This is a genomic window from uncultured Lentibacter sp. (genome assembly GCF_937123735.1).
GTDB lineage: Bacteria > Pseudomonadota > Alphaproteobacteria > Rhodobacterales > Rhodobacteraceae > Lentibacter.
Window position 1 is genome coordinate 171331 of record NZ_CAKZKL010000010.1, and the last position, 20358, is coordinate 191688.

At 61.1% G+C, this 20358-nt stretch carries 21 protein-coding genes; 12 read left to right on the forward strand and 9 right to left on the reverse strand.

All coding sequences use genetic code 11. The annotated features are described in order from the left end of the window. Positions 1-12: 12 nt before the first annotated feature. On the reverse strand, positions 13-1620 hold the full coding sequence (locus Q0478_RS02825; protein WP_298676002.1) for a peptide chain release factor 3: 1608 nt from the start codon (positions 1618-1620) through the stop codon (positions 13-15). A gap of 186 nt (positions 1621-1806) precedes the next feature. On the opposite strand from Q0478_RS02825, the gene Q0478_RS02830 reads away from it, so the two are divergent. Then, on the forward strand, positions 1807-2250 hold the full coding sequence (locus Q0478_RS02830) for a BrnA antitoxin family protein (RefSeq protein ID WP_298676004.1): 444 nt from the start codon (positions 1807-1809) through the stop codon (positions 2248-2250). A 16-nt stretch (positions 2251-2266) separates the two neighbouring features. On the opposite strand, the gene Q0478_RS02835 is transcribed toward Q0478_RS02830, so the two are convergent. Next, positions 2267-3271, reverse strand: a complete 1005-nt coding sequence (locus Q0478_RS02835) for a Hint domain-containing protein (RefSeq protein WP_298676006.1) — start codon at positions 3269-3271, stop codon at positions 2267-2269. A gap of 138 nt (positions 3272-3409) precedes the next feature. Between Q0478_RS02835 and Q0478_RS02840 the strand changes: the two genes are divergently transcribed. Beyond that, positions 3410-4189, forward strand: coding sequence for an SDR family oxidoreductase (locus Q0478_RS02840; RefSeq protein ID WP_298676007.1), 780 nt, complete (start codon positions 3410-3412; stop codon positions 4187-4189). A 13-nt stretch (positions 4190-4202) separates the two neighbouring features. Here the strand turns inward: Q0478_RS02840 and Q0478_RS02845 are convergent, their stop codons facing one another. After that, positions 4203-4883: a hypothetical protein gene (locus Q0478_RS02845; protein WP_298676008.1), complete on the reverse strand. Its 681-nt coding sequence runs from the start codon at positions 4881-4883 to the stop codon at positions 4203-4205. Next, on the reverse strand, positions 4880-5953 hold the full coding sequence (locus Q0478_RS02850; protein WP_298676010.1) for a GSCFA domain-containing protein: 1074 nt from the start codon (positions 5951-5953) through the stop codon (positions 4880-4882). The genes Q0478_RS02845 and Q0478_RS02850 overlap by 4 nt, the downstream gene beginning before the upstream one ends. A gap of 215 nt (positions 5954-6168) precedes the next feature. On the opposite strand from Q0478_RS02850, the gene soxC reads away from it, so the two are divergent. The 5 genes from soxC to Q0478_RS02875 all read left to right on the forward strand — a co-directional run bounded on the left by soxC (position 6169) and on the right by Q0478_RS02875 (position 11148). Next, positions 6169-7446 carry a sulfite dehydrogenase gene (soxC, locus tag Q0478_RS02855; protein ID WP_298676012.1) on the forward strand — a complete coding sequence of 426 codons (1278 nt, stop codon included), beginning with the start codon at positions 6169-6171 and terminating at the stop codon, positions 7444-7446. After that, positions 7430-8485, forward strand: coding sequence for a c-type cytochrome (locus Q0478_RS02860; RefSeq protein WP_298676014.1), 1056 nt, complete (start codon positions 7430-7432; stop codon positions 8483-8485). Before soxC ends, Q0478_RS02860 begins: the two co-directional genes overlap by 17 nt. Positions 8486-8578: 93 nt before the next feature. Further along, entirely contained in the window at positions 8579-9172 is a 594-nt protein-coding gene (locus Q0478_RS02865; RefSeq protein WP_298676016.1) for a thioredoxin family protein, read from the forward strand. Beyond that, positions 9156-9854 carry a c-type cytochrome gene (locus Q0478_RS02870; protein ID WP_298676150.1) on the forward strand — a complete coding sequence of 233 codons (699 nt, stop codon included), beginning with the start codon at positions 9156-9158 and terminating at the stop codon, positions 9852-9854. Before Q0478_RS02865 ends, Q0478_RS02870 begins: the two co-directional genes overlap by 17 nt. Positions 9855-9879: 25 nt before the next feature. Continuing rightward, positions 9880-11148, forward strand: a complete 1269-nt coding sequence (locus Q0478_RS02875; RefSeq protein ID WP_298676018.1) for an NAD(P)/FAD-dependent oxidoreductase — start codon at positions 9880-9882, stop codon at positions 11146-11148. A gap of 213 nt (positions 11149-11361) precedes the next feature. Here Q0478_RS02875 and Q0478_RS02880 read toward each other — a convergent pair whose 3' ends face one another. Then, on the reverse strand, positions 11362-12423 hold the full coding sequence (locus Q0478_RS02880; protein WP_298676020.1) for a GlxA family transcriptional regulator: 1062 nt from the start codon (positions 12421-12423) through the stop codon (positions 11362-11364). A gap of 175 nt (positions 12424-12598) precedes the next feature. Between Q0478_RS02880 and Q0478_RS02885 the strand changes: the two genes are divergently transcribed. Together Q0478_RS02885 and clpX are read left to right on the forward strand one after the other, a co-directional pair. Then, positions 12599-13237 carry an ATP-dependent Clp protease proteolytic subunit gene (locus tag Q0478_RS02885; RefSeq protein WP_298676021.1) on the forward strand — a complete coding sequence of 213 codons (639 nt, stop codon included), beginning with the start codon at positions 12599-12601 and terminating at the stop codon, positions 13235-13237. A gap of 133 nt (positions 13238-13370) precedes the next feature. Continuing rightward, positions 13371-14636 (forward strand): ATP-dependent Clp protease ATP-binding subunit ClpX, encoded by a 1266-nt coding sequence (gene clpX / locus Q0478_RS02890; protein ID WP_298676023.1) that lies wholly within the window; start codon positions 13371-13373, stop codon positions 14634-14636. Between the two features lie 62 nt (positions 14637-14698). Here clpX and Q0478_RS02895 read toward each other — a convergent pair whose 3' ends face one another. After that, positions 14699-16456, reverse strand: a complete 1758-nt coding sequence (locus Q0478_RS02895) for an FkbM family methyltransferase (protein ID WP_298676024.1) — start codon at positions 16454-16456, stop codon at positions 14699-14701. A 173-nt stretch (positions 16457-16629) separates the two neighbouring features. Between Q0478_RS02895 and Q0478_RS02900 the strand changes: the two genes are divergently transcribed. The 3 genes from Q0478_RS02900 to Q0478_RS02910 are packed head-to-tail and all read left to right on the forward strand — an operon-like array spanning position 16630 to position 17838. Continuing rightward, positions 16630-17013, forward strand: a complete 384-nt coding sequence (locus tag Q0478_RS02900) for an NADH:ubiquinone oxidoreductase subunit NDUFA12 (RefSeq protein WP_298676025.1) — start codon at positions 16630-16632, stop codon at positions 17011-17013. 13 nt (positions 17014-17026) lie between these two features. Next, a complete protein-coding gene (mlaD, locus tag Q0478_RS02905; RefSeq protein ID WP_298676028.1) occupies positions 17027-17485 on the forward strand; it encodes an outer membrane lipid asymmetry maintenance protein MlaD in 459 nt (152 codons plus the stop codon). Next, positions 17482-17838 carry a DUF2155 domain-containing protein gene (locus Q0478_RS02910; RefSeq protein ID WP_298676029.1) on the forward strand — a complete coding sequence of 119 codons (357 nt, stop codon included), beginning with the start codon at positions 17482-17484 and terminating at the stop codon, positions 17836-17838. Before mlaD ends, Q0478_RS02910 begins: the two co-directional genes overlap by 4 nt. On the opposite strand, the gene aat is transcribed toward Q0478_RS02910, so the two are convergent. From aat to accB, 3 genes are read right to left on the reverse strand one after another with little or no spacing between them, the layout of a single operon-like run. Next, on the reverse strand, positions 17802-18437 hold the full coding sequence (gene aat, locus Q0478_RS02915) for a leucyl/phenylalanyl-tRNA--protein transferase (protein ID WP_298676031.1): 636 nt from the start codon (positions 18435-18437) through the stop codon (positions 17802-17804). The two genes, Q0478_RS02910 and aat, sit on opposite strands and share 37 nt — an antisense overlap. Next, the gene (gene accC, locus Q0478_RS02920) at positions 18434-19786 is read right to left on the reverse strand and encodes an acetyl-CoA carboxylase biotin carboxylase subunit (protein ID WP_298676033.1); all 1353 of its coding nucleotides are present in this window, start codon (positions 19784-19786) and stop codon (positions 18434-18436) included. Before accC ends, aat begins: the two co-directional genes overlap by 4 nt. 9 nt (positions 19787-19795) lie before the next feature. After that, positions 19796-20296, reverse strand: a complete 501-nt coding sequence (gene accB, locus Q0478_RS02925) for an acetyl-CoA carboxylase biotin carboxyl carrier protein (protein WP_298676035.1) — start codon at positions 20294-20296, stop codon at positions 19796-19798. Positions 20297-20358: the final 62 nt, after the last annotated feature.

Consider the following 20358-nt stretch of genomic DNA (forward strand, 5'->3'; position numbering starts at 1 on the left):
CGCGGTGAGACGCTAGACCATCATTTCCTTTGTCGCGGTGAGCTTGATCTCGGGGTGATCGCGCTCGACGCGGTCGATGTCCCATTTGAGACGGGTGAGATAGACGGTGTCGCCATCATGGTCGATTGCACTGTGTTGTTTGTTCAAATTTACAAACTTTTCAACATCTTGCCGTGCACCGTTGACCCAGCGTGCCGAGGTGAATTGCGAGCTTTCAAAGCGCACGGGCAGGCCGTATTCCAGTTCGATCCGGCTGGCGAGCACCTCAAACTGGAGCGCGCCGACCACGCCGACGATGTAGCCCGAGCCGATGTTCGGCTTGAAAACCTTGGCCGCGCCCTCCTCGGCGAATTGCATCAAAGCCTTCTCAAGGTGCTTTGACTTCATAGGATCCATGGCGCGCACGCCTTGCAGAAGCTCGGGCGCGAAGGATGGAATGTTGGTAACACGCAAAAGTTCACCTTCGGTTAACGTATCGCCGATGCGCAGCTGGCCATGGTTGGGGATGCCGATAATATCGCCGGCCCAAGCCTCTTCGGCCAGCTCACGGTCAGAGGCAAGAAAAAGCACCGGATTGGAAATCGCCATGGGCTTCTTGCTGCGCACATGGGTGAGTTTCATGCCGCGTTTGAAGTGGCCCGAGGCCATGCGCACGAAGGCCACGCGGTCGCGGTGCTTTGGGTCCATATTGGCTTGGACTTTGAAGACAAAGCCGGAAACCTTTGTTTCTTCAGGAGAAATCTTGCGCGGCTCGGCGTTCTGGATCTGCGGCTCAGGGCCATACTGGCCGATGCCATGCATGAGCTCCTGCACCCCGAAACTGTTGATGGCAGAGCCGAACCAGATTGGGGTCATATGGCCTTCAAGGACGGATTGCGGCACAAGCTCCGGCAAGAGCTCGCGGGCCATTTCGACCTCTTCGAGCAGCTTTTCAAGCAGGTGCGCGGGCAGGTGCTGGGCCAGAAGCGGGTCGTCCAAGCCTTTGATCTTGATGGATTCTGCGACTTTGTTGCGGTCGGCGCGGTCCATCAGTTCGAGGCGGTCGTTGATCAGATCATAACAGCCCATGAACTCGGAGCCGACGCCGATGGGCCAGCTTGCCGGGGTCACGTCAATGGCCAGCATTTCCTGAATTTCGTCAATGATCTCAAAGGTGTCGCGGCTCTCGCGGTCCATCTTGTTACAGAAGGTCAGGATCGGCAGATCGCGCAGGCGGCAGACTTCAAAGAGCTTCTGGGTCTGGCTTTCCACGCCTTTGGCCCCGTCAATCACCATCACGGCGGCGTCCACGGCTGTGAGCGTGCGGTAGGTGTCTTCGGAGAAGTCCGAGTGCCCCGGTGTGTCTACAAGATTGAAGCGCAAGTCATTGAAATCAAACGACATAGCCGAGGCCGAAACAGAGATGCCCCGATCCTTTTCCATCTGCATGAAGTCTGAGCGGGTGCGGCGGGCTTCGCCCTTGGCGCGCACCTGTCCGGCCATCTGGATGGCGCCGCCATAGAGAAGGAATTTCTCCGTCAGCGTGGTCTTGCCAGCGTCGGGGTGCGAGATGATCGCAAAGGTCCGGCGGCGGGCAATTTCAGGCGGGAGTGCGGGGCGATTTGAAAGGTCTGTAGCCATGAGCGCGCGTATAGGTAACGAATGCGCCTTTGGCAAGAAAAGCCGTGAGTCGGGGGGGGTGAAAAGCGTGCACAGGGCGTGCACAAAGCGTGCACCGCCCAAAACACCGCGCGCAGGGCTTTGGAAAGGTTAACATCCGGCTGTCAGGGTGGGGTCACAATTTGGAGAGCAAAGTGGAGACCCAAGATGACACAAAGCCAGAGAGACGCGGCCAACCGCGACCTGACAATCGAACTCAAGGCCCTTCAGGAGGCGCTCAAGGAGAGCTGGATCGACCATGCCTTGCCGGACGACTGGCAGGGGCTGGACTCGGGGGCGCCGATCTCTCGGGCGAAGACCCGTGTGACGGTGCGGCTGGATGCGGATATGGTGCGTTGGTTTCGAAAGCTTGGGCCAGGCTATGGCGCGCGCATTAACCAGATTTTGCGGATCTACTGGCTGGGGCTTGCGGCGGGCAAGATCAGGTCGCATTGGGACAGTGAAGACCATCTGCCCCGTTTTCAGGCCTATATGGACGAGCGGATCGCGGCGCAGCGGGCACGCTCGGCCGCGCGGCGCGCAGCCCTTGGGCTTGAGGAGCCGCTTGGCGGCGCAGCCCCGAGCGATGAGAGCAGCCCAAACAGCGGCTGAGGCGGGGCCTGAGCTGTCAGGCGCCGCGCGAGGCTCGCAACAGAAGCTCTGCCGCATCGGGGCGGTTGAGCAGGCTTTGGCTGACCTCATAGGCCCCTTGCACCCGGCTGGCGTGGCCTGTGTGGGTGTTGCCGATGGTGCGCGCAACCTTTGGGGGCAGCGCGCAGCGGGTGCGGGGGTCTATGCGCAGGGTTTCGGCGGCGATACCTTCGGCGAAGACAATCTGGTGGGCATCAAACAAGATCTGGTAATAGTCAACAAAGCCCCCCTTTTGCAAAACCACGCTTCTGCCGTTGACGAGGTGGCGCGCCTTGAGCAGCACTTCGGCACGCCCCGCGCCCAGCCTGTCTTCGCGTTGGTAGACAAAGAGGCGGTGCTCGGGGGAGACAAGCAGATCGCGCGCGTTGTGCAGGGTGGCCTGTTTGATGAGCACCGGTGCGAAGTCGCCGCTGGCACGCACGGTGAGATGGCCGATCCAGCGGACCGGTTGGGCCCCGTCATCGCGGGTGAGAAGTTTGTCGCCGATGGCGAGCTCTTCGACGGCGCGTTGCTCGCCTGTGGCGAGGGTGAGCCTTGTGCCGCGGGTGAAGGAGACGCAGGCCAGCTGGGCAAAGCGCAGCGGCGCGTTCTCGGTGTCGATTCCCACAAGGCGGTAGTCTTCTTTGGGTTCCAGCGGGGCCAGTGGCATGGCATAGATTTGGGCCACATGCCCCTGCGGGTCGACTTCCACCAGAACCAGCATTTCGATGGCCTCGCTTTTGGAGGTCATGAGGGTGAGGCAGCTGTCGAGCACGACGGTGGCCCCCTTGACCCCGGTGGCACTGTCCGCCGCGATCTGGAAATGGCCGTTTTCCAGCGCATGCAGGCTCAGGCGCATCGGGCGGGCCCGGGGGCTGAGCTGGTAGCTGTCATCCAGCACCAGGTCGCTGGCAAAGCTGAGGTCGTCGCCCAGGTTGGCCCCCTGTGAGACCGGCAGCATGGGGGCGGGGTAAACTTGTAAGGCGTGGGCGGTTTCACTCATGAGATGGGTCTTCTTGGGCCGTTTCTTTGCGTCAGAGCTATCGTAAGATTGGGGCGAAAGCGCGGCGAGACTGCGGTCTTGCTCTGGTCAAAGCGGCGGATTTGGGGTTTTGTGGCGCGCAACAAAAGGGAGACGGATATGGATCTGGGAATCGCAGGAAAGAAGGCGCTTGTCTGTGCCTCCTCAAAGGGCTTGGGGCGCGGATGTGCCGAGGCGCTGGCAGAGGCAGGGGTGACCCTTGTGATGAACGCACGCGGCGCAGAGACGCTTGAGGCCGTGGCGGCGGATATTGCCGGGAAATACGGTGTCGAGGTTGTCGCTGTGGCGGCGGATGTGACCACCGAGGAGGGCCGCGCCAAACTGCTCGCGGCGGCCGGAGATGTGGACATTCTTGTGACCAATGCGGGCGGGCCGCCCCCCGGCACATGGACGGATTGGTCGCGCGAGGACTTCATTGCAGCGCTGGACGCCAATATGCTTGCGCCGATTGCGCTGATGCAGGCTTTGGTGCCGCATATGCAAAAGCAGGGCTGGGGCCGGGTGGTGAACATCACCAGCCAGTCGGTAAAAGCACCGATCCCGGTTTTGGGCCTGAGCAACTCGGCGCGCGCCGGGTTGACCGGCTTTGTGGCGGGCACATCGCGGCAGGTGGCTCCGGACGGGGTGACGATCAACAACCTGCAACCGGGCATTCATGCGACAGACCGTGCTGTGGGGCTGGATGCCGGTGTGGCCAGCGCGCAGGGGATCACGCCTCAGGCGGCCAAGGCGCAGCGGGAAGCGACCATTCCGGCGCGCCGCTATGGCACGGCCGAAGAGTTTGGCGCGACATGTGCGTTCTTATGTTCGCAACATGCGGGCTTCATGGTTGGCCAGAATATCCTGCTGGATGGCGGCGCTGTGAACGCAACGATGTAGACCAAACAGCCGCTTAGGCGCGCGGCGCGGGCGGTTTGGGAATAAGGTTGCGGGATATGATGTCTTCAAGCACGGCGGCGCCAAAGGTGGCGTTGCCGTGTTTGCCGTCTGAATGGGCGAAGTGCGCGGGCAACTGGCCAGCGCTGTCGGCCAGGGCCGTGTTCGGATCATACAGCGGCAGGCCGCGCGCCTGAATGAGCTGGCTCAGGGCTGCGTTGAGCGCCTGCAAGAGCGGGTTGGGCGCGAACAGGGGCGGGGCGACAACGGCCAGCGGCGCTTGCGCGGCGATGGTGGCGAGCCCCTCCAGGGCGGAACTGCGCGCCTCGGCCAGCCAGTCAGCGAGGAAAGCGGTGGAGAGCGTGGTCTTGGCCGAGCGGCTTGGCACTGTGGTGAGGCCGAGCCGGGCCAGGCGCATCTCGGTGAGGAATTGCGCGCTGTGAAAGCCGATACTGGCCACAACGGGCAGCCCCGAGAGCAGCGGCGTGGCACAGCCCAGCTCGCGTGCGAACCCCTCGATCTTCTGGCGCGCCCGGAAGCGCTCAGAGGTGAGCGCGGCTTGGGGCGTGAGCTGCACGATGCCGTCGCGCCAGGCGGCGGCGGAGGTGGCGAAGCTGAGGGTCTCATAGCCCAGAGCTGCTGCCCCAAGCGCGAGGGCGCGGGCGTGGCTGTCGCCCACCACCAGAAGGCGGCTCATGGTTTGGCCTCCGGATCGAGCAGGATGTCTTCGCAGGCGAGGTCCTCGGCTGCGGCCTCGGCCCGGATGGCGGCGTCTTGGGCGCTCTCATCTTGGGCGGCGAGCGGCTTTTTGGTAAAGCGCATGCCGGCAAAGAAATGCCGCATCACCAGGGCCACACCCTCGGGGGCCACAGAGCGCAGGTTGGGCTCAAAAAACTGCCCCCGCGTGGGCGGCGCGGCGATGATCTCGTAGCTGGGGAAGTAATCAATAAAGGGTGCCGAGGCGGCCAGGTCGGTGGCCACGGCACGCAGCACCGATTTGGAATACTGGGTGGCCAGCAGAACGTGATCGGATGTGGCCGTTGCGGTAAGTGGCACGGGCGAGACCGTCAGAAGGATCTTGAGGGCCGGATTGAGGCTGCGCAGCCCGCGAATCGCCTTTTTCATGGATTTGAGCACCGCCGGGTAGCCGTCATTGACAAAGTGGTGCTCTGTCGGGTCATAGCGTCCGGCCACTGTGCCGGGGCAGAGCGCGTAGGGCTGGCCTGTCGTGGCGTGGGCAAAGCCCTCGGTGAGGCCCATTGTGAAGACAAAGACCTGCGCCTGTTTTGCCGAGCGGGCAAAGGCGCGCGCGGTGCTGCGCAGCATCTCAAGGCATTCGGCGCGGCTGGCAAACCCCTCTGGCTCAAGGGTCGGGCGCAGGCTGTCGCGAAAGCGGCCCGCGTCTTCCCAGATTTCGATGGTGTCGCAGAGGGCCCCGTCTTGAGCGAGCGCGACCCAGAGCGCCAGCATCCGCGCAGTGTAGATATTGGCGGTGCGGGCCGAATAGACCCCGTAGTTATAGCGTTTGGCGAGCGCGGGGGAGGCCGAGGCAGGGGCCGGCTCGGCATTGATCCAGGGTTTGCCGTTGGCCTGCACGGCGCGCGAGATATGTTGGGCAAAACAGCTGCCATAGGTGGCAAACCCCGCGTTGGCGGGCAATTTCCATTTGGAGCGAAACAGGCCCTCATAGCCCCAGCATCCCGGATCGGCGACGGCTGTGCGCCAGAAGGCTTGGGGCGGTTGCGCCGAATAGGGGGTGTCACTCATACCAAAACAAGCCTTGGGCTATGGCGCAGCAATGCGCCTGTGAAACAGGGGTCTTGGCGCTGACTGTTCAAGAAGCGGCCCGGCGCGTCAAGCGGTGGGGCGGGCTTTTTGCCGCGTCTCGGAAAGAAACCATTCACCAGATAGAATATGATGGTATACAAACGCGGTTAAATTCAATATCGTGAATAAGATCGAAAACAGGGAGGCGAGATTCGATGACGGAGAACTCGGCAATGAAAGGGCCCTCGCGCCGCGCTTTTTTGAAGGCTGCGGCGGCGTCTGTGCCGGTGGCGGCGGTGGCCGGTGCGGCGCGGGCGGATGACCCGCTGATTACGGAAGTGCAGGAATGGGCCTCTGGCCTTGGAGCCGGGGTGGATGAGACCCCTTATGGCCTGCCGATCAAATTTGAAGGCGATGTGGTGCGCCGCACCGTTGAGTGGCTGACGGCTGATCAGATCAGCTCCATCAACTTCACCCCCATTCACGCGCTGGACGGCACCATCACGCCGCAGGGCTGCGCCTTTGAGCGCCATCACAGTGGCGCGATTGAGCTCAAGAAAGAAGATTATCGCCTGATGATCAACGGCTTGGTCGATCAGCCGCTGGTCTTCTCTTATGAAGATTTGGAGCGCTTTCCGCGCGAAAACCACGTCTATTTCTGCGAATGTGCGGCCAACACCGGCATGGAGTGGGCCGGCGCACAGCTCAATGGTGCGCAATATACCCACGGTATGATCCACAATATGGAATACACCGGTGTGACCCTGCGCACGCTTCTCAACGAGGCGGGCCTCGGGGCGGCGGGCGATCTGAAGGACAAGTGGGTTTATGTTGAGGGGGCAGATGCCTCTTCAAACGGCCGTTCTATCCCGATGGAAAAAGCGCTGGATGACTGTCTTGTGGCTTTCAAGGCCAATGGCGAGGCGCTGCGCATGGAGCATGGCTACCCTGTGCGCCTTGTTGTGCCGGGCTGGGAAGGCAACATGTGGGTGAAGTGGCTGCGCCGCATCGAGGTGACGGATGCTGCCGTGGAAAGCCGCGAAGAGACCTCAAAATACACCGACACGCTGGCCGACGGCACGAGCCGCAAGTGGACCTGGGAGATGGATGCGAAATCCATCATCACCAGCCCGAGCCCGCAGATGCCCATCACCCATGGCAAGGGGCCTCTTGTGATCAGCGGTCTGGCCTGGTCGGGCCGTGGCGCGATCACGCGGGTGGATGTCTCTAAAGACGGTGGCAAGACCTGGGAAACCGCCCGTCTGGCCAAGCCTGGCGAGAAGATGGCGCTGACGCGGTTCTACTTTGACACCACATGGGATGGGGAGGAGATGTTCCTTCAGGCCCGGGCTATGGACGAGACCGGCTATGTGCAGCCCACCAAAGACGAGCTGCGCGAAGTGCGTGGCGAAAACTCGATCTATCACAACAACGGCATCCAGACATGGTGGGTGCAGCCGAACGGGGAGGCCAACAATGTCGAAATTTCTTAAGCTGACAGTTGCGGCCCTTGCGCTGACGGCGGCCAGCTCTGCGCCTAACTTTGCGGCGGCCGAGAAGTTTGGCCTTGGCCGCGCGGCCACGGATGCGGAAATTGCCGCCTGGGATCTGGACATTCACCCCGATGGCACAGGCTTGCCCGAAGGCTCGGGCGATGTCTGGACCGGTGACGAGGTCTTTGCGCAGCACTGTGCTGTCTGCCACGGCGATTTTGCCGAAGGGGCGGGCAACTGGCCCAAGCTGGCCGGCGGCAAGGACACGCTCGACCACAAGGACCCGCTCAAGACAGTTGGCTCCTACTGGCCCTATCTGTCGACGACCTGGGACTATATCAACCGTTCCATGCCCTTTGGTGCCGCCCAGACACTGAGCGCCGATGAGGTCTATGCGATCACGGCTTATATCCTTTATTCCAACGACCTTGTGGATGAGGATTTTGTGCTTTCCAAGGAAACCTTCCTGGACGTGGACATGCCCAATGCGGACGGTTTCATTGTGGATGACCGCCTGACGGCGGAAGCGCATTTTGTCCGCGAGCCCTGCATGACGGACTGCAAGGGCGAGGTGAAGATTTTGAAGAATGTTGTCTTCAAGGGCGATCCCAACTCACCGGATGATCCGGATGCGGCACCTGTGGCCGAGGCCGCGAGCGAAGAGGCTGCGGCAGCACCGGCGCAAGAAGCGGCCGTGGTCGAAACCGCCGCGCTGGATATGGCGCTCGTGGCCAAGGGGGAAAAGGTCTTCAAGAAGTGCAAGGCCTGCCACCAGGTGGGCGATGGCGCCAAGAACAAGACCGGCCCCATTCTCAACGGAGTGATGAACGCCAAGCTGGGCCATGTCGAGGGGTTCAAATATTCCAAGACAATGGCGAGCATGGGCGAAGACGGGATGATCTGGGATGAAGCCAATATGGCGGCTTTCCTGAAAAAGCCCAAAGCCTTTGTGAAAAAGACAAAAATGTCTTTCGCGGGCCTGAAGAAGGATGAAGATATCGCCGCTGTGACGGAATATCTGAAATCATTCTCCGAGTGATCTACTTGCGGGGGCGCTGGCTTGGCGCCCCCGTTTTGCGACAGGGAGATTCTGTGGCAAACTGCAAAGCACACACCTTTGGGAGGAGGGGCGATGCTTACGAGACGGCAGTTTACCTTTGCCAGCGCCGCGGCGCTTGGCAGCACCGGCGCGGGCTTTGCCGCAGAGCTGGGCGATGATGGTTTGCACAAGCAACCATGGTTTTTGGACACATTTCTGGAACTGGGCGACGATCTGGCCACAGCTGCGCAGAACGGGCGGCACCTGATGATCCTTTGGGAGCAGAACGGCTGCCCCTATTGCCGCGAGCTGCATGAGGTGAATTTTGCGCGCCCCGAGCTGAGCGGCTATATCACGGCGCATTTTGATGTGATCCAGCTGGATATGTTTGGCGCGCGCGAGGTGCTTGATTTTGACGGAGAGGCGTTGGAAGAGCGCGATCTGGCCGCAAAATGGGGGGTGAATTTCACCCCGACCACACTTTTGGTCCATGGCACAGGCGCCGGGGCCAGCAGCCTGCGAGCGGCCGAGAGCTTTCGGATGCCGGGCTATTTGAAACCGTTTCACTACCTGTCGTCGCTGGAGTTTGTGGCGCAGGACCACTTTAGAACACAGAGTTTCCAGCGCTATTTGCAGGAAAAATTCGCAGACCTGGAGGAGAAGGGGATTGATCCAGACGTTTGGTAAAGCCGTGGCGATTGTGCTGTTGGCGGGGGCTGTGCAGGCCGAGGATATCGGCGATGCGACCCGTGGGGAGAAGGTGTTTCACACCTGCACCTCTTGCCATCAAATCGGTTATGGGGCCAAGAACCGCGTGGGGCCGCATCTGAACGAGATTTTCGGCCGTAAGGCGGGGGAATTCTCGGATGAGTATAAGTATTCCAAAGGCTTGCTGCGCGAGGGCGCGGCCGGGCTTGTCTGGGATCTGCGCTCGCTGGATGCCTATATCGAAAACCCAAAGGCTCTGGTGAGCGGCACGCGGATGAACTTCCGCGGGATCAAGGAAGCCGAAAAACGCGCAGACCTTCTGGCCTATTTGCGCCTCTTCTCAGACAACCCGGCCAATATTCCGGAGGCGCAGCCCACAGGCGTGCCGCGCGAGGTGGAATTGGCCCCGGAAATATTGGCGATTGTCGGAGACCCGGAGTATGGCGAGTATCTCGCCAGTGAATGCAGCTCCTGTCACCAGAGCAGCGGCACGGATGACGGGATCCCGGCAATCACCCAATGGCCCGAGGAAGATTTTGTTGTCGCCATGCACGCTTACAAGCGCCAGATCAGGCCGCATCCCGTGATGCAGATGATGGCGGGGCGGCTGACGGATGAGGAGATTGCCGCGCTGGCCGCTTACTTTAAGAACGTCGAATAACCAACCGTAAACAGGGAGAAAACGAATGAAACTCAACAGAAGAGCCTTTATCGGAACAGGCGCTGCTGCGGCGGCTGTCCTGTCGGCGCCACATGTGCGCGCCCACAATCATGGCAAGCCCAAGGTGATTGTGATTGGCGGCGGGGCCGGGGGCGCCACGGCGGCGCGCTATCTGGCCAAGGACAGCAAGGGCGCGATTGATGTGACCTTGATTGAACCAAGCCGGGCCTATTACACCTGCTTCTTCTCCAACCTTTATATTGGCGGCTTTCGTGACATCAGCTCGCTCGGCCACACCTATGGCGGCTTGGCCAATGGCGGGGTGAATGTTGTGCATGACTGGGCGATTGACGTGGATGGTGCGGCGCGCACCGTCACCCTCGCCGGGGGGGCCGTGCTGGCCTATGACAAGCTCATCCTCAGCCCCGGTATCGACTTTGTCGACGGGGCCGTGCCCGGCTGGGACGTGAGCCAGCAAAACAAGATGCCCCATGCCTATAAAGCCGGCTCACAGAGCGAGCTTTTGAAAGCGCAGGTCGAGGCGATGCCGGAAGGCGGCGTTTTCGCCATGGTGGCCCCGCCCAACCCCTACCGCTGCCCACCTGGCCCGTATGAGCGGATTTCCATGGTGGCGCATGTGCTCAAGGAGAAGAACCCGACAGCCAAGATTATCGTGGCCGACCCCAAGCCGAAATTTTCAAAGCAGGGGCTCTTCCAGGAGGGCTGGGGCAAGCACTATGCCGGGATGGTTGACTGGATCGGCGCAGACTTTGGCGGCGGCAATGTGGAAGTGAATGCGGATGACATGACCGTGAGCATTGATGGTGAGGTGACCAAGGTGGATGTCTGCAATGTGATTCCGGCGATGAAAGCCGGGCGCATCTGCGAGCTGGCCGGGGTGAGCGAGGGCAATTGGGCCCCTGTCATCGGCCACACCATGCAAAGCCGCAAGGACGAGAATATCTATATTCTCGGGGATGCGACCAACCAGGGCGACATGCCGAAATCGGGCTTCTCGGCCAACTCTCAGGCCAAGGTCTGTGCGATGGCGGTGCGCGGCGCGCTGACGGGCAGCAAGGTCTTCCCGGCGAAGTTCTCCAACACCTGCTGGAGCCTGATTGACACCGACGACGGTGTGAAAGTGGGCGCGACCTATGAGGCGACGGACGAGAAGATCGCCAAGGTGGACGGCTTTATCAGCCAGACCGGGGAAGATGCGGCGCTGCGCAAGGCGACCTATGAAGAGAGCATCGGCTGGTATGCCGGGATCACGTCGGACATGTTTGGCGCCTGATCGGGTGTTGTGAGGGTTTCGGACTGTGCTGGCGCACAGTCCGACCCGGCGAGGGGGCCAAAGCCCCCTCGCGCTCCCCACGATGTGCGAGAGGGCTCTGCCCCCTCGCGCTCCCCCGGGATATTTATGGAAAGAAAAAAGACAGGGTGGTGGTAAAGACAGGGTGGTGAAGGCTGTGTGGTGCAGGGGCTGGCCGTTTGGCGGGGACCGGGGCTAGTTCCAGCTGACGCGGTAGCTGCGCGGAGTGCGTCCGTAGCGTTCTTTGAAGCGTTTTGTGAAGTGGTTTGACGAGGAAAACCCGGTGGCGGCGGCGACATCGGCTACGGTCATGTTGGTTTCTTTGAGATAGGAGCGCGCGCGCGCCAGGCGCAGCTCAAGGTAGCATTGCATGGGCGGTTGGCCGATGTGGCGCAAAAAGAGCCGTTCGATCTGGCGGCGTGAGACCCCCAGTTGGGCGCAGATTTCGGACATGCTGAGCGGGGTTTCAACTTCGCCGCGCATCAGCTCCAGGGCGGCCAGCAGATGCGGGTTGCGCGAGCCGATGGCGGCGGCGGCGGCTGTGGTTTGCGAGGATTTGGCACTGGTGGCGCGCCCGTGCAGGCACATATCGGCCACCACCGCCGCCAGGCGCGCGCCGTGGCGGCGCTCCATCAGGGCGAGCATCATATCGATGCTGGCATTGCCGCCCCCACAGGTGATGAGGCCATTGTCGATTTCAAAGAGGCGGTCTGTGGGGGTGAGTTCGGGGTGGTCTTCCTGAAAGCGGGGCTGGTTTTCCCAATGCAGGGTGAAATACTGGTTTTTGATCAGACCGGCGGCGGCCAGCGCAAAGGCGCCGGTGCAGATGCCGCCAAAGCGGCGGCCGAAGCGGGCCTCGCGGCGCATCCAGGCGAGCACCTGTTTGGAGATGTTGCGCTCGGGCTCGACCCCGCCACAGACAAAGCAGAGCGCATCTTTGGGCAGGCTGTCGAGGGCTTTGTCCGGGGTGATGCGCATCCCGTTGGAGCAGGTGATGGGCGCGCCGGTCTCGCTGAGGGTATACCAGTTGTAGAGCGGTTGCTCGCTGATCTGGTTGGCGATGCGCAAAGGCTCGATTGCGGCGGCGACCGCGAGCATCGTTGTTTTGGGCAGCAGCAGGAAGTGGAAGGTTTCTGTCTGGCCGTCAAAGGCCACGTCAAAATGGGCGGAGGCGCCTTTTTGCACGAAGGCGCGCTCCGGGCCAGAGGCAGGGTCTGGTGCCGGCTGTGACATGGGGCGGGTGATGGGATCGGGCATGGGGCGCTCCTCGGGGGCATCGGCGGCAGGGGTAACGTATAATCGTGATCACGCCAAGCGCCTGATCGGCTAAAATCGGTCCATCGGGCCTTGCAGCCCTTGGAGCGCCCCACTAAGACTCTGTTAGCAATGATCCGATATAGCTCGGATAGGACCCAAAAGCAGGCAGGAAAAGATGACAGATCCGTTTGAGACTTATATGAACACGCTTGTGCCCATGGTTGTTGAGCAAACGAGCCGTGGCGAGCGTGCCTATGATATCTTTTCGCGCTTGCTCAAGGAGCGGATTATTTTCCTCAACGGGCCTGTGCATGACGGGATGAGCAGCCTGATTGTGGCGCAGCTGTTGCACCTTGAGGCGGAAAACCCCTCCAAGGAAATCAGCATGTATATCAACTCGCCCGGCGGCGTGGTGACAAGCGGGCTGTCGATCTATGATACGATGCAATATATCAAGCCCAAGGTGTCCACCCTTGTGATCGGGCAGGCGGCGAGCATGGGCTCGCTTCTGCTCACGGCGGGGGAAAAGGGGATGCGCTTTTCACTGCCCAACAGCCGCGTGATGGTGCACCAGCCCAGCGGGGGCTACCAGGGGCAGGCCAGTGACATCATGATCCATGCCGAGGAGACGCTGAAGCTCAAGCGCCGGCTCAACGAGATTTATGTGCATCACACCGGCCAGAAGCTGGAAGATGTGGAGGCCGCGCTTGAGCGGGACAAGTTCATGAGCCCCGAAGAGGCCAAGGACTGGGGCCTGATTGACGAGATTGTCACCAACCGTGACAAGGCGGGCGCGGACGAAGATGGGGCCTGATCGCCGCAGGGGCGGCCGAGAGGGCGAATTTGAGATTGTGGCTGCTGGCTGGCTGACTTAAGCTGCAAGCGAAGCACCATGCGCCAGGGGAGCCCCTTGTGTGCACAGGACGAAGGCCGGAAAGGGCGAACCGATGGCGACAAATTCAGGCGGTGACAGCAAGAACACGCTGTATTGCAGCTTTTGCGGCAAGAGCCAGCATGAGGTGCGCAAGCTGATTGCAGGGCCGACGGTGTTCATCTGTGATGAATGTGTCGAGCTGTGCATGGACATCATCCGTGAAGAGACAAAGGGCTCTTCGCTCAAATCGAGCGAGGGGGTGCCGACACCACAGGAAATCTGTGGGGTGCTTGATGATTATGTGATCGGACAAGCCACGGCCAAGCGGGTTCTGTCGGTTGCGGTGCACAACCACTACAAACGGCTCAATCACGCCCAGAAGGGCGGCGACATCGAGCTGTCCAAATCCAATATTCTGCTGATTGGCCCGACGGGCTGTGGCAAGACGTTGCTGGCCCAGACTTTGGCGCGGATTCTGGATGTGCCTTTCACCATGGCGGATGCCACCACGCTGACAGAAGCCGGCTATGTGGGCGAGGATGTGGAAAACATCATTCTCAAGCTCTTGCAGGCCAGTGAATATAATGTGGAAAAAGCGCAGCGCGGGATTGTCTATATTGACGAGGTCGACAAGATCACCCGCAAGTCTGAAAACCCGTCGATCACCCGCGATGTGAGCGGCGAAGGCGTGCAGCAGGCGCTTTTGAAACTCATGGAAGGCACTGTGGCCTCTGTGCCGCCGCAGGGCGGACGCAAGCACCCGCAGCAGGAGTTCCTGCAAGTTGACACGACCAACATCCTGTTTATTTGCGGCGGGGCCTTTGCGGGGCTGGACCGGATCATCAAGCAGCGCGGCAAGGGCTCGGCCATGGGCTTTGGCGCGGATGTGCGCGACGAGAGCCTTGTGGGCATCGGCGAGACCTTCAAATCTCTGGAGCCGGAAGATCTGCTGAAGTTCGGTCTCATTCCCGAGTTTGTTGGCCGCTTGCCTGTTCTGGCGACGCTGGAGGACCTTGACGAGGATGCGCTTGTGACCATCCTGACCGAGCCGAAAAACGCACTTGTGAAGCAATATCAGCGCCTGTTTGAGTTGGAAGAGGCCGAGCTAACCTTTACCGACGATGCGCTGAAGGCGATTGCGCGCCGCGCCATTGAGCGCAAGACAGGCGCGCGCGGGTTGCGCTCGATCCTTGAGGATATTTTGCTCGACACCATGTTTGATCTGCCCGGCCTTGAGAATGTGCAAGAGGTTGTGGTGAATGAAGAGGCCGTGACCTCGCCGGCACAGCCTTTGGTGATCTATGCGGATCAGAAGAAAAAGGAAGGCGCTGCCAGCTGAGGCAGGCCTTGGTTTGACGCTCTCATTATCTGCGCGCCCCCGCCATGCGGGGGCGTTTTGCGTTAAACCGGCTCAAAACCGGCCCCGAGCATGTGCTGCACGGCTTCTGGACTGAAGTTTTCCCAAGGCGGGGTGCGGCGGGCGAGAAAGCCGCCCTGCAAGAGCGCCTTTTGCAGGCTTGGAAAGTCGATTTCGCCGATGGCATGGCGCGGCTTGCGCTCGCCCTTGGGCATCCAGCTGCGCACGAGCGCGTCAATGCTGAGCGCCTTGATCTCGGCGAAGCTCTCAAGATGGGCTTCGATAAAGCCTGTCGCCGAGGAGCGCCGCCGCACGACGATGGCCAGTTTTTGGTGGGCCTCAAGCACCATGGCCGCGAGGTGAATGGCGGAACCTTCGGCGGCTATGATCTGCTGTGCGGCTTTGTATTGTGCGATTTGTGTTTTCAAATCATGCTCTTGGGGGTGAAAGATCCTGTAACCCTCGGCCTCAAGATGGGCTTCCAGCGCTGTTTCGCCCACCAGTGAGCCTTTGCGAAACTCAAATCTGGAGCGCGAAATATAGAGTTTTTCCGCCCCCTGCGGCGCAATGCCGGCCCCCAGCCTGGCCCTGATAAAGGCGCGAAATTCGGGGGTGCCCCGTGAGATGGCCCCGAGGCCAAAGCCCTGACCGGGCAGGATGAGCCGCTCGACCTCTGTGGGCGCGGTGGCGATCCGGATGGGCAGGCCGGGGGCAATTTGGGCCAGAAACTTACGCTGCCAGCCCTTGATGAGCGCGGCGTTGCGCGGGCGTTTGGGGGTGAACAAGATCCCGTCTACCGTGCAATCTGCGGCCTCAAGCCCCCAGAGGCGCGGGGTGGATTCGGTTAGGAAATGGCCGAAATGCAGCCAGAGCTGCCCGCCCCAAAGCCATGTTCCGGCAAGCTTTTCTGGCGGTTTGGCAGGTTTCTCGGGCGGTTGGGTGAGCGGGCGGTTGCGCCGCCAGAGCGCGCCTTGGGGCAGGTATGCGCCCTCTGCGGTGAGCACGCCCGTGGGCTGCACGAGCCCGGCCTCGGCGGGGGGCACAACAATGGCCCCGGCGTGTGTGGTCAGCTTGCGAGACCAGCCGGTTTGAGGGTCGGGCGCCTCGCGGGCGGTTTCGGGGCCGCGCAAACAGGTCCAGACCAGACGGCTGCTGACCTCATTCACCTTATGAAACCCCGCGGCGCGCAGGATGTCTTTGCAGGCGCGCATTCCGGCGTTGCCGTAATGATCGGGGTGAAACTCAAGCACGATGGCGCGCAGGCCCTCAAGATTGGCATGGCGCAGGAACGCGAGCTCGCCCCCCTCAATATCCATCAAAAGCACTGTGGGTTTGAAGCGCTTGCGCAGGGGCTCATAGCGGCTGGTGGGTATGGTGACGGGGGTTGTCTCGCGGGCCGCTGTGTCGTTGAGCGACGAGCCGAGAAAGCTGTTGCGCAAATAAAACTCAACCTTTTCAGGGGCATCCTTAGCGCTGAGCAGAACTTTGTTGTGCAGGGTGATCTTGGATTTGATCCGGTTGAGCGCATAGAGCGCCTCGATATGAGGGATCATATTCGGGTTGGCCTCAAAGGAGATCATGGCGGCGGGGCGCGCGTTGAGCTGGGTGACGGCGCCGACAATGCCAAGGCCTGCGCCCAGCTCCAACACCCGGTCTTCGGGGCCAACCACATGCAGCGCACCGGCGATCTCGGCCCCCTCATAGCGGGCCTCCTGGATGCGGGCGATGCGGGTGGCTGTGAGAAAAGGCGATGCGGGCACTTTGACGCCCAGACATTCGGCAACATGGGGGGAACTGGTCAAACTGGTCTTCTTTACTGGGTTGAGGGTCACGCTTGAGGAGATTTTAACAAGTTTATGTGCCTCTCGCTATGGGTTTGGTGCCGTTTTTGGGCTTTGGACGGTTTGCGGCCATGGGAGGCTGGACCTTGGCCGTAAATTGGGCCATATCTGGCGGCAGGATAGCGGAGGCTCTGATGGGCATTTTGAAGAAAATTTTGCGAGTGGCCACATGGTGGAACGGCTCGACGCTCAACACCCAGTTTTACACCTGGCGCAAAGGCAAGCGTGTGGGCGAAGACATGCAGGGCAATGTCTTCTTTGAGACCCGCGATGGCAAACGCCGCTGGGTGATGTTCAACGGCACGGTGGAAGCGAGCCGGATTGATGCGGATTGGCATGGCTGGCTGCATCACACCTTCAAGGACGCGCCCACAACTGCGCCGCTTGCGCATAAGCCTTGGGAAAAGCCCCATGAGGCCAACGCCACGGGCACGCCGCTGGCCTATGCGCCCGCGGGCAGCTTGCGCCGCGCTGAGCCAAAAGAGCGCCGCGATTATGAGGCTTGGGTTCCCGAGTAAGGGGGGCAGCGATATGTCTGAAAACACAACAGAGGTTTTGGTTGGCGGTGCGGTTTTGGCGGCGGCGCTGGCCTTTGTGGTTTACACGGGCCAAGCCACGGGTTTGTCGGTGCAGGGCGCGGGCTATCCGCTGTCGGCCTCGTTCCGCTCGCTTGAGGGGGTGAGCGTGGGCACGGATGTGCGCCTGGCCGGCGTGAAAGTGGGCACGGTGAGCGCGGTTGCGCTGAATGAAGAAACCTACCGTGCCGATACGGTTTTGAGCGTGAAGTCAGGGGTGCAGATCCCCGATGACAGCGCGGTGATCATCAGCCAGGAAGGCCTGCTGGGCGGCAATTTTGTAGAGATCATGCCGGGTGGATCGCCCTTTTATTATGAGACGGGCGATGAGATTCTGGACACGCAGGGCTCTGTTTCGCTGATCTCGTTGCTTCTCAAGTTTGTGGCCGGTGAGGGCACGCGGGGCTCTGAATGAGGGGGCTCGTTTTGGCTTTGGCCCTTGGGCTGGCGGGGGCGGCGCAGGCCGAAGAGGTGAGCCTGGCCAGTGGCGCTGTTTTGCGCGGGCTAGACAAGGTAAACGGAAAAACCACCGATCTGGATTTGCGCAATGGCACCAGTGTTGCTTACGAGCGCTTGGTGGTGTCTCTCGGCGAATGCCGTTATCCGGAGGGCAATATTTCCGGAGATGCCTATGCTTTTGTCATCATCCGCGAGGCAGACAAGGCCGAAACCTTGTTTTCTGGCTGGATGATTGCCTCTGCACCCGCGTTGAACGCGCTTGACCATGCGCGCTATGATGTCTGGGTGACCCGCTGTAAGACAGAGTGAGGATCTTGCTCCAGGGGCTGCGAAAAGAGGTCGGCAGGCACTTTGAGAGCAGAGAGCAGCTTTGCGCGATAGCTGGCCCGGCTGATGGCGCGCCCGCCGAGGCTGGCCAGATGTGGGGTGAGAAACTGCGTGTCAAACAGCGTGAAGCCCGTGCGGCGCAGATGGTCAACCAGATGGGCCAGAGCCAGTTTGCTGCCGCCGGTGGCGTGGCTGAACATGCTTTCCCCAAAAAACGCCCCCCCCAATGCGAGCCCGTAGGTGCCGCCGATGAGCGCGCAATTGCGCCAAATTTCAAAAGAATGGGCAAAGCCAGCGTGGTGTAGCGCTGTGAAAACCTGCTCGATCTCGGCGTTGATCCATGTGTCTTTGCGCGCGGCGCAGGCGCGGACAACGGCGTTAAAATCTGTATTGAAAGCAGGTGTGTAGCCGCCTTTCTTCATCTGCCGTGCAAGGCTGCGGGAGATGTGAAAACCGTCAAGTGGCAGAATGCCGCGTTCGCGCGGATCAACCCAGAAAACTTCCGGGTCTGTGCGCCCCTCTGACATTGGAAAAACGCCCGAAGCATAGGCTTGCAAGATAACTTCGGGCGTGAGGGTCATGTTTCGGCGAGGTTGGTTTCCAGCCAATGTTCCAGCCAGTGGATGTTATATCCGCCAGATTGGATATCGTCTTCCGCCAGAAGCGCATGAAACAGCGGCACGGTGGTGTCAACGCCGTCAACGATCAACTCACCCAAGGCACGCCCCAACCGGGCCAGCGCTTCGGGGCGGTCGCGCCCATGGACGATGAGTTTGCCGATCAGGCTGTCATAATAGGGCGGGATGGAATAGCCGTCATAGAGCGCGCTGTCCATGCGCACGCCAAGGCCGCCGGGCGCGTGAAACTGGGTGATCTTGCCCGGGCAGGGCGAGAAATTGGGCAGTTTCTCGGCATTGATGCGCACTTCGATGGCGTGGCCGTTGATCTGAAGATCGTCCTGCGTGAAGGACATGGGCAGCCCTTCGGCGACGCGAATTTGCTCGCGCACCAGATCGACGCCGAAGATGGCTTCTGTCACCGGGTGCTCCACTTGCAGGCGGGTGTTCATCTCGATGAAGTAGAACTCGCCGTTCTCGTAGAGAAACTCGATCGTGCCCGCACCGATATAGTTGATATTGGCGACGGCATCTGCGCAAACCTTGCCGATATGGGCGCGCTCTTCGGGCGTGATGGAGGGGCCGGGGGCTTCCTCGAACACCTTTTGGTGGCGGCGCTGGAGCGAGCAGTCGCGCTCACCCAGGTGCACGGCGTTGCCCTTGCCATCGCCGAACACCTGAATTTCGATGTGGCGCGGCGTGGTGAGGTATTTCTCGATGTAGACTTCGTCATTGCCGAAGTTTGACTTGCCCTCGGCGCGGGCCGTCTGGAAGGCGCTTTCCATTTCCTGGGCGTTCTGGGCGACTTTCATGCCCTTGCCGCCGCCACCGGCTGTGGCCTTGATGATGACGGGATAGCCGATTTCTGCGCCGATGCGCTTGGCGTCTTCCAGTGTGGCAACGCCGCCCTCGGAGCCGGGGACCACGGGGACACCCAGCTTTATCATGGTTTCCTTGGCAGTGATCTTGTCGCCCATGACGCGGATGTGCTCGGCTGTGGGGCCGATGAAGATGAGGTCATGGTCTTCGACGATCTGCACAAAATTGGCGTTTTCAGAGAGGAAGCCGTAGCCCGGGTGGATGGCCTGCGCGCCGGTGATTTCGCAAGCGGCAATGATGGCCGGGATGGACAGGTAGCTGTCGGTGCTGGGCGCCGGGCCAATGCAGACGCTTTCATCGGCCATGCGCACATGCATGGCGTCGGCATCTGCGGTGGAGTGGACGGCGACGCTCTGAATGCCCATTTCGCGGCAGGCGCGAATGACCCTCAGGGCGATCTCACCACGGTTGGCGACAAGGACTTTCTCAATCATATCAGGGCCTTATTCGATGATCATCAGAGGGGCGCCATATTCAACGGCATCCCCGTCGGAGACAAGAATGCGCTTGATCTCCCCTGAGCGGGGCGCCGGAATATGGTTCATTGTTTTCATGGCTTCGACGATCAGCAGGGTGTCGCCTTCCGTGACTTTCTGGCCAACAGAGACAAAGGCGGGGGCCTCGGGCTCGGGTTGCAGATAGATTGTGCCGACCATCGGAGAGTTGACGGCACCGGGGTGGTTTGAGGGGTCTTCCTGAGGGCTGGCGGCGGGGGCTGCTGGCGCGGCGGCCGTTTGGGCCGCGGGCGCGGCGGGTGCGGCGGGCAGCGGCGCGGCGATCTGTTGCACCACGTCTGTCTTGCGGCTCACCCGCACGTTGAGGCTGTCGTTGTCGCCATACTCGCGCTTGACAGTCAGCTCGGTGAGGTCGTTCTCACCCAGAATTTTGGCCAGTGCCTCGATGAAGGCCACGTCGGTTTGATGAGTGCCGTCTTTTTTTGTCATCATGTCCTCGGTTTATTGGCTCCATAGGGCATGGAGCGTCAGGATTTTGGGCCTTATAGGCC

Excerpts from the sequence above, each read along its gene's own strand:
- Q0478_RS02825 (WP_298676002.1), bottom strand. The coding sequence starts at position 1,620 with ATGGCTACAGACCTTTCAAATCGCCCCGCACTCCCGCCTGAAATTGCC.
- Q0478_RS02830 (WP_298676004.1), top strand. The coding sequence starts at position 1,807 with ATGACACAAAGCCAGAGAGACGCGGCCAACCGCGACCTGACAATCGAA.
- Q0478_RS02835 (WP_298676006.1), bottom strand. The coding sequence starts at position 3,271 with ATGAGTGAAACCGCCCACGCCTTACAAGTTTACCCCGCCCCCATGCTG.
- Q0478_RS02840 (WP_298676007.1), top strand. The coding sequence starts at position 3,410 with ATGGATCTGGGAATCGCAGGAAAGAAGGCGCTTGTCTGTGCCTCCTCA.
- Q0478_RS02845 (WP_298676008.1), bottom strand. The coding sequence starts at position 4,883 with ATGAGCCGCCTTCTGGTGGTGGGCGACAGCCACGCCCGCGCCCTCGCG.
- Q0478_RS02850 (WP_298676010.1), bottom strand. The coding sequence starts at position 5,953 with ATGAGTGACACCCCCTATTCGGCGCAACCGCCCCAAGCCTTCTGGCGC.
- soxC (WP_298676012.1), top strand. The coding sequence starts at position 6,169 with ATGACGGAGAACTCGGCAATGAAAGGGCCCTCGCGCCGCGCTTTTTTG.
- Q0478_RS02860 (WP_298676014.1), top strand. The coding sequence starts at position 7,430 with ATGTCGAAATTTCTTAAGCTGACAGTTGCGGCCCTTGCGCTGACGGCG.
- Q0478_RS02865 (WP_298676016.1), top strand. The coding sequence starts at position 8,579 with ATGCTTACGAGACGGCAGTTTACCTTTGCCAGCGCCGCGGCGCTTGGC.
- Q0478_RS02875 (WP_298676018.1), top strand. The coding sequence starts at position 9,880 with ATGAAACTCAACAGAAGAGCCTTTATCGGAACAGGCGCTGCTGCGGCG.
- Q0478_RS02880 (WP_298676020.1), bottom strand. The coding sequence starts at position 12,423 with ATGCCCGATCCCATCACCCGCCCCATGTCACAGCCGGCACCAGACCCT.
- Q0478_RS02885 (WP_298676021.1), top strand. The coding sequence starts at position 12,599 with ATGACAGATCCGTTTGAGACTTATATGAACACGCTTGTGCCCATGGTT.
- clpX (WP_298676023.1), top strand. The coding sequence starts at position 13,371 with ATGGCGACAAATTCAGGCGGTGACAGCAAGAACACGCTGTATTGCAGC.
- Q0478_RS02900 (WP_298676025.1), top strand. The coding sequence starts at position 16,630 with ATGGGCATTTTGAAGAAAATTTTGCGAGTGGCCACATGGTGGAACGGC.
- mlaD (WP_298676028.1), top strand. The coding sequence starts at position 17,027 with ATGTCTGAAAACACAACAGAGGTTTTGGTTGGCGGTGCGGTTTTGGCG.
- Q0478_RS02910 (WP_298676029.1), top strand. The coding sequence starts at position 17,482 with ATGAGGGGGCTCGTTTTGGCTTTGGCCCTTGGGCTGGCGGGGGCGGCG.
- aat (WP_298676031.1), bottom strand. The coding sequence starts at position 18,437 with ATGACCCTCACGCCCGAAGTTATCTTGCAAGCCTATGCTTCGGGCGTT.
- accC (WP_298676033.1), bottom strand. The coding sequence starts at position 19,786 with ATGATTGAGAAAGTCCTTGTCGCCAACCGTGGTGAGATCGCCCTGAGG.
- accB (WP_298676035.1), bottom strand. The coding sequence starts at position 20,296 with ATGACAAAAAAAGACGGCACTCATCAAACCGACGTGGCCTTCATCGAG.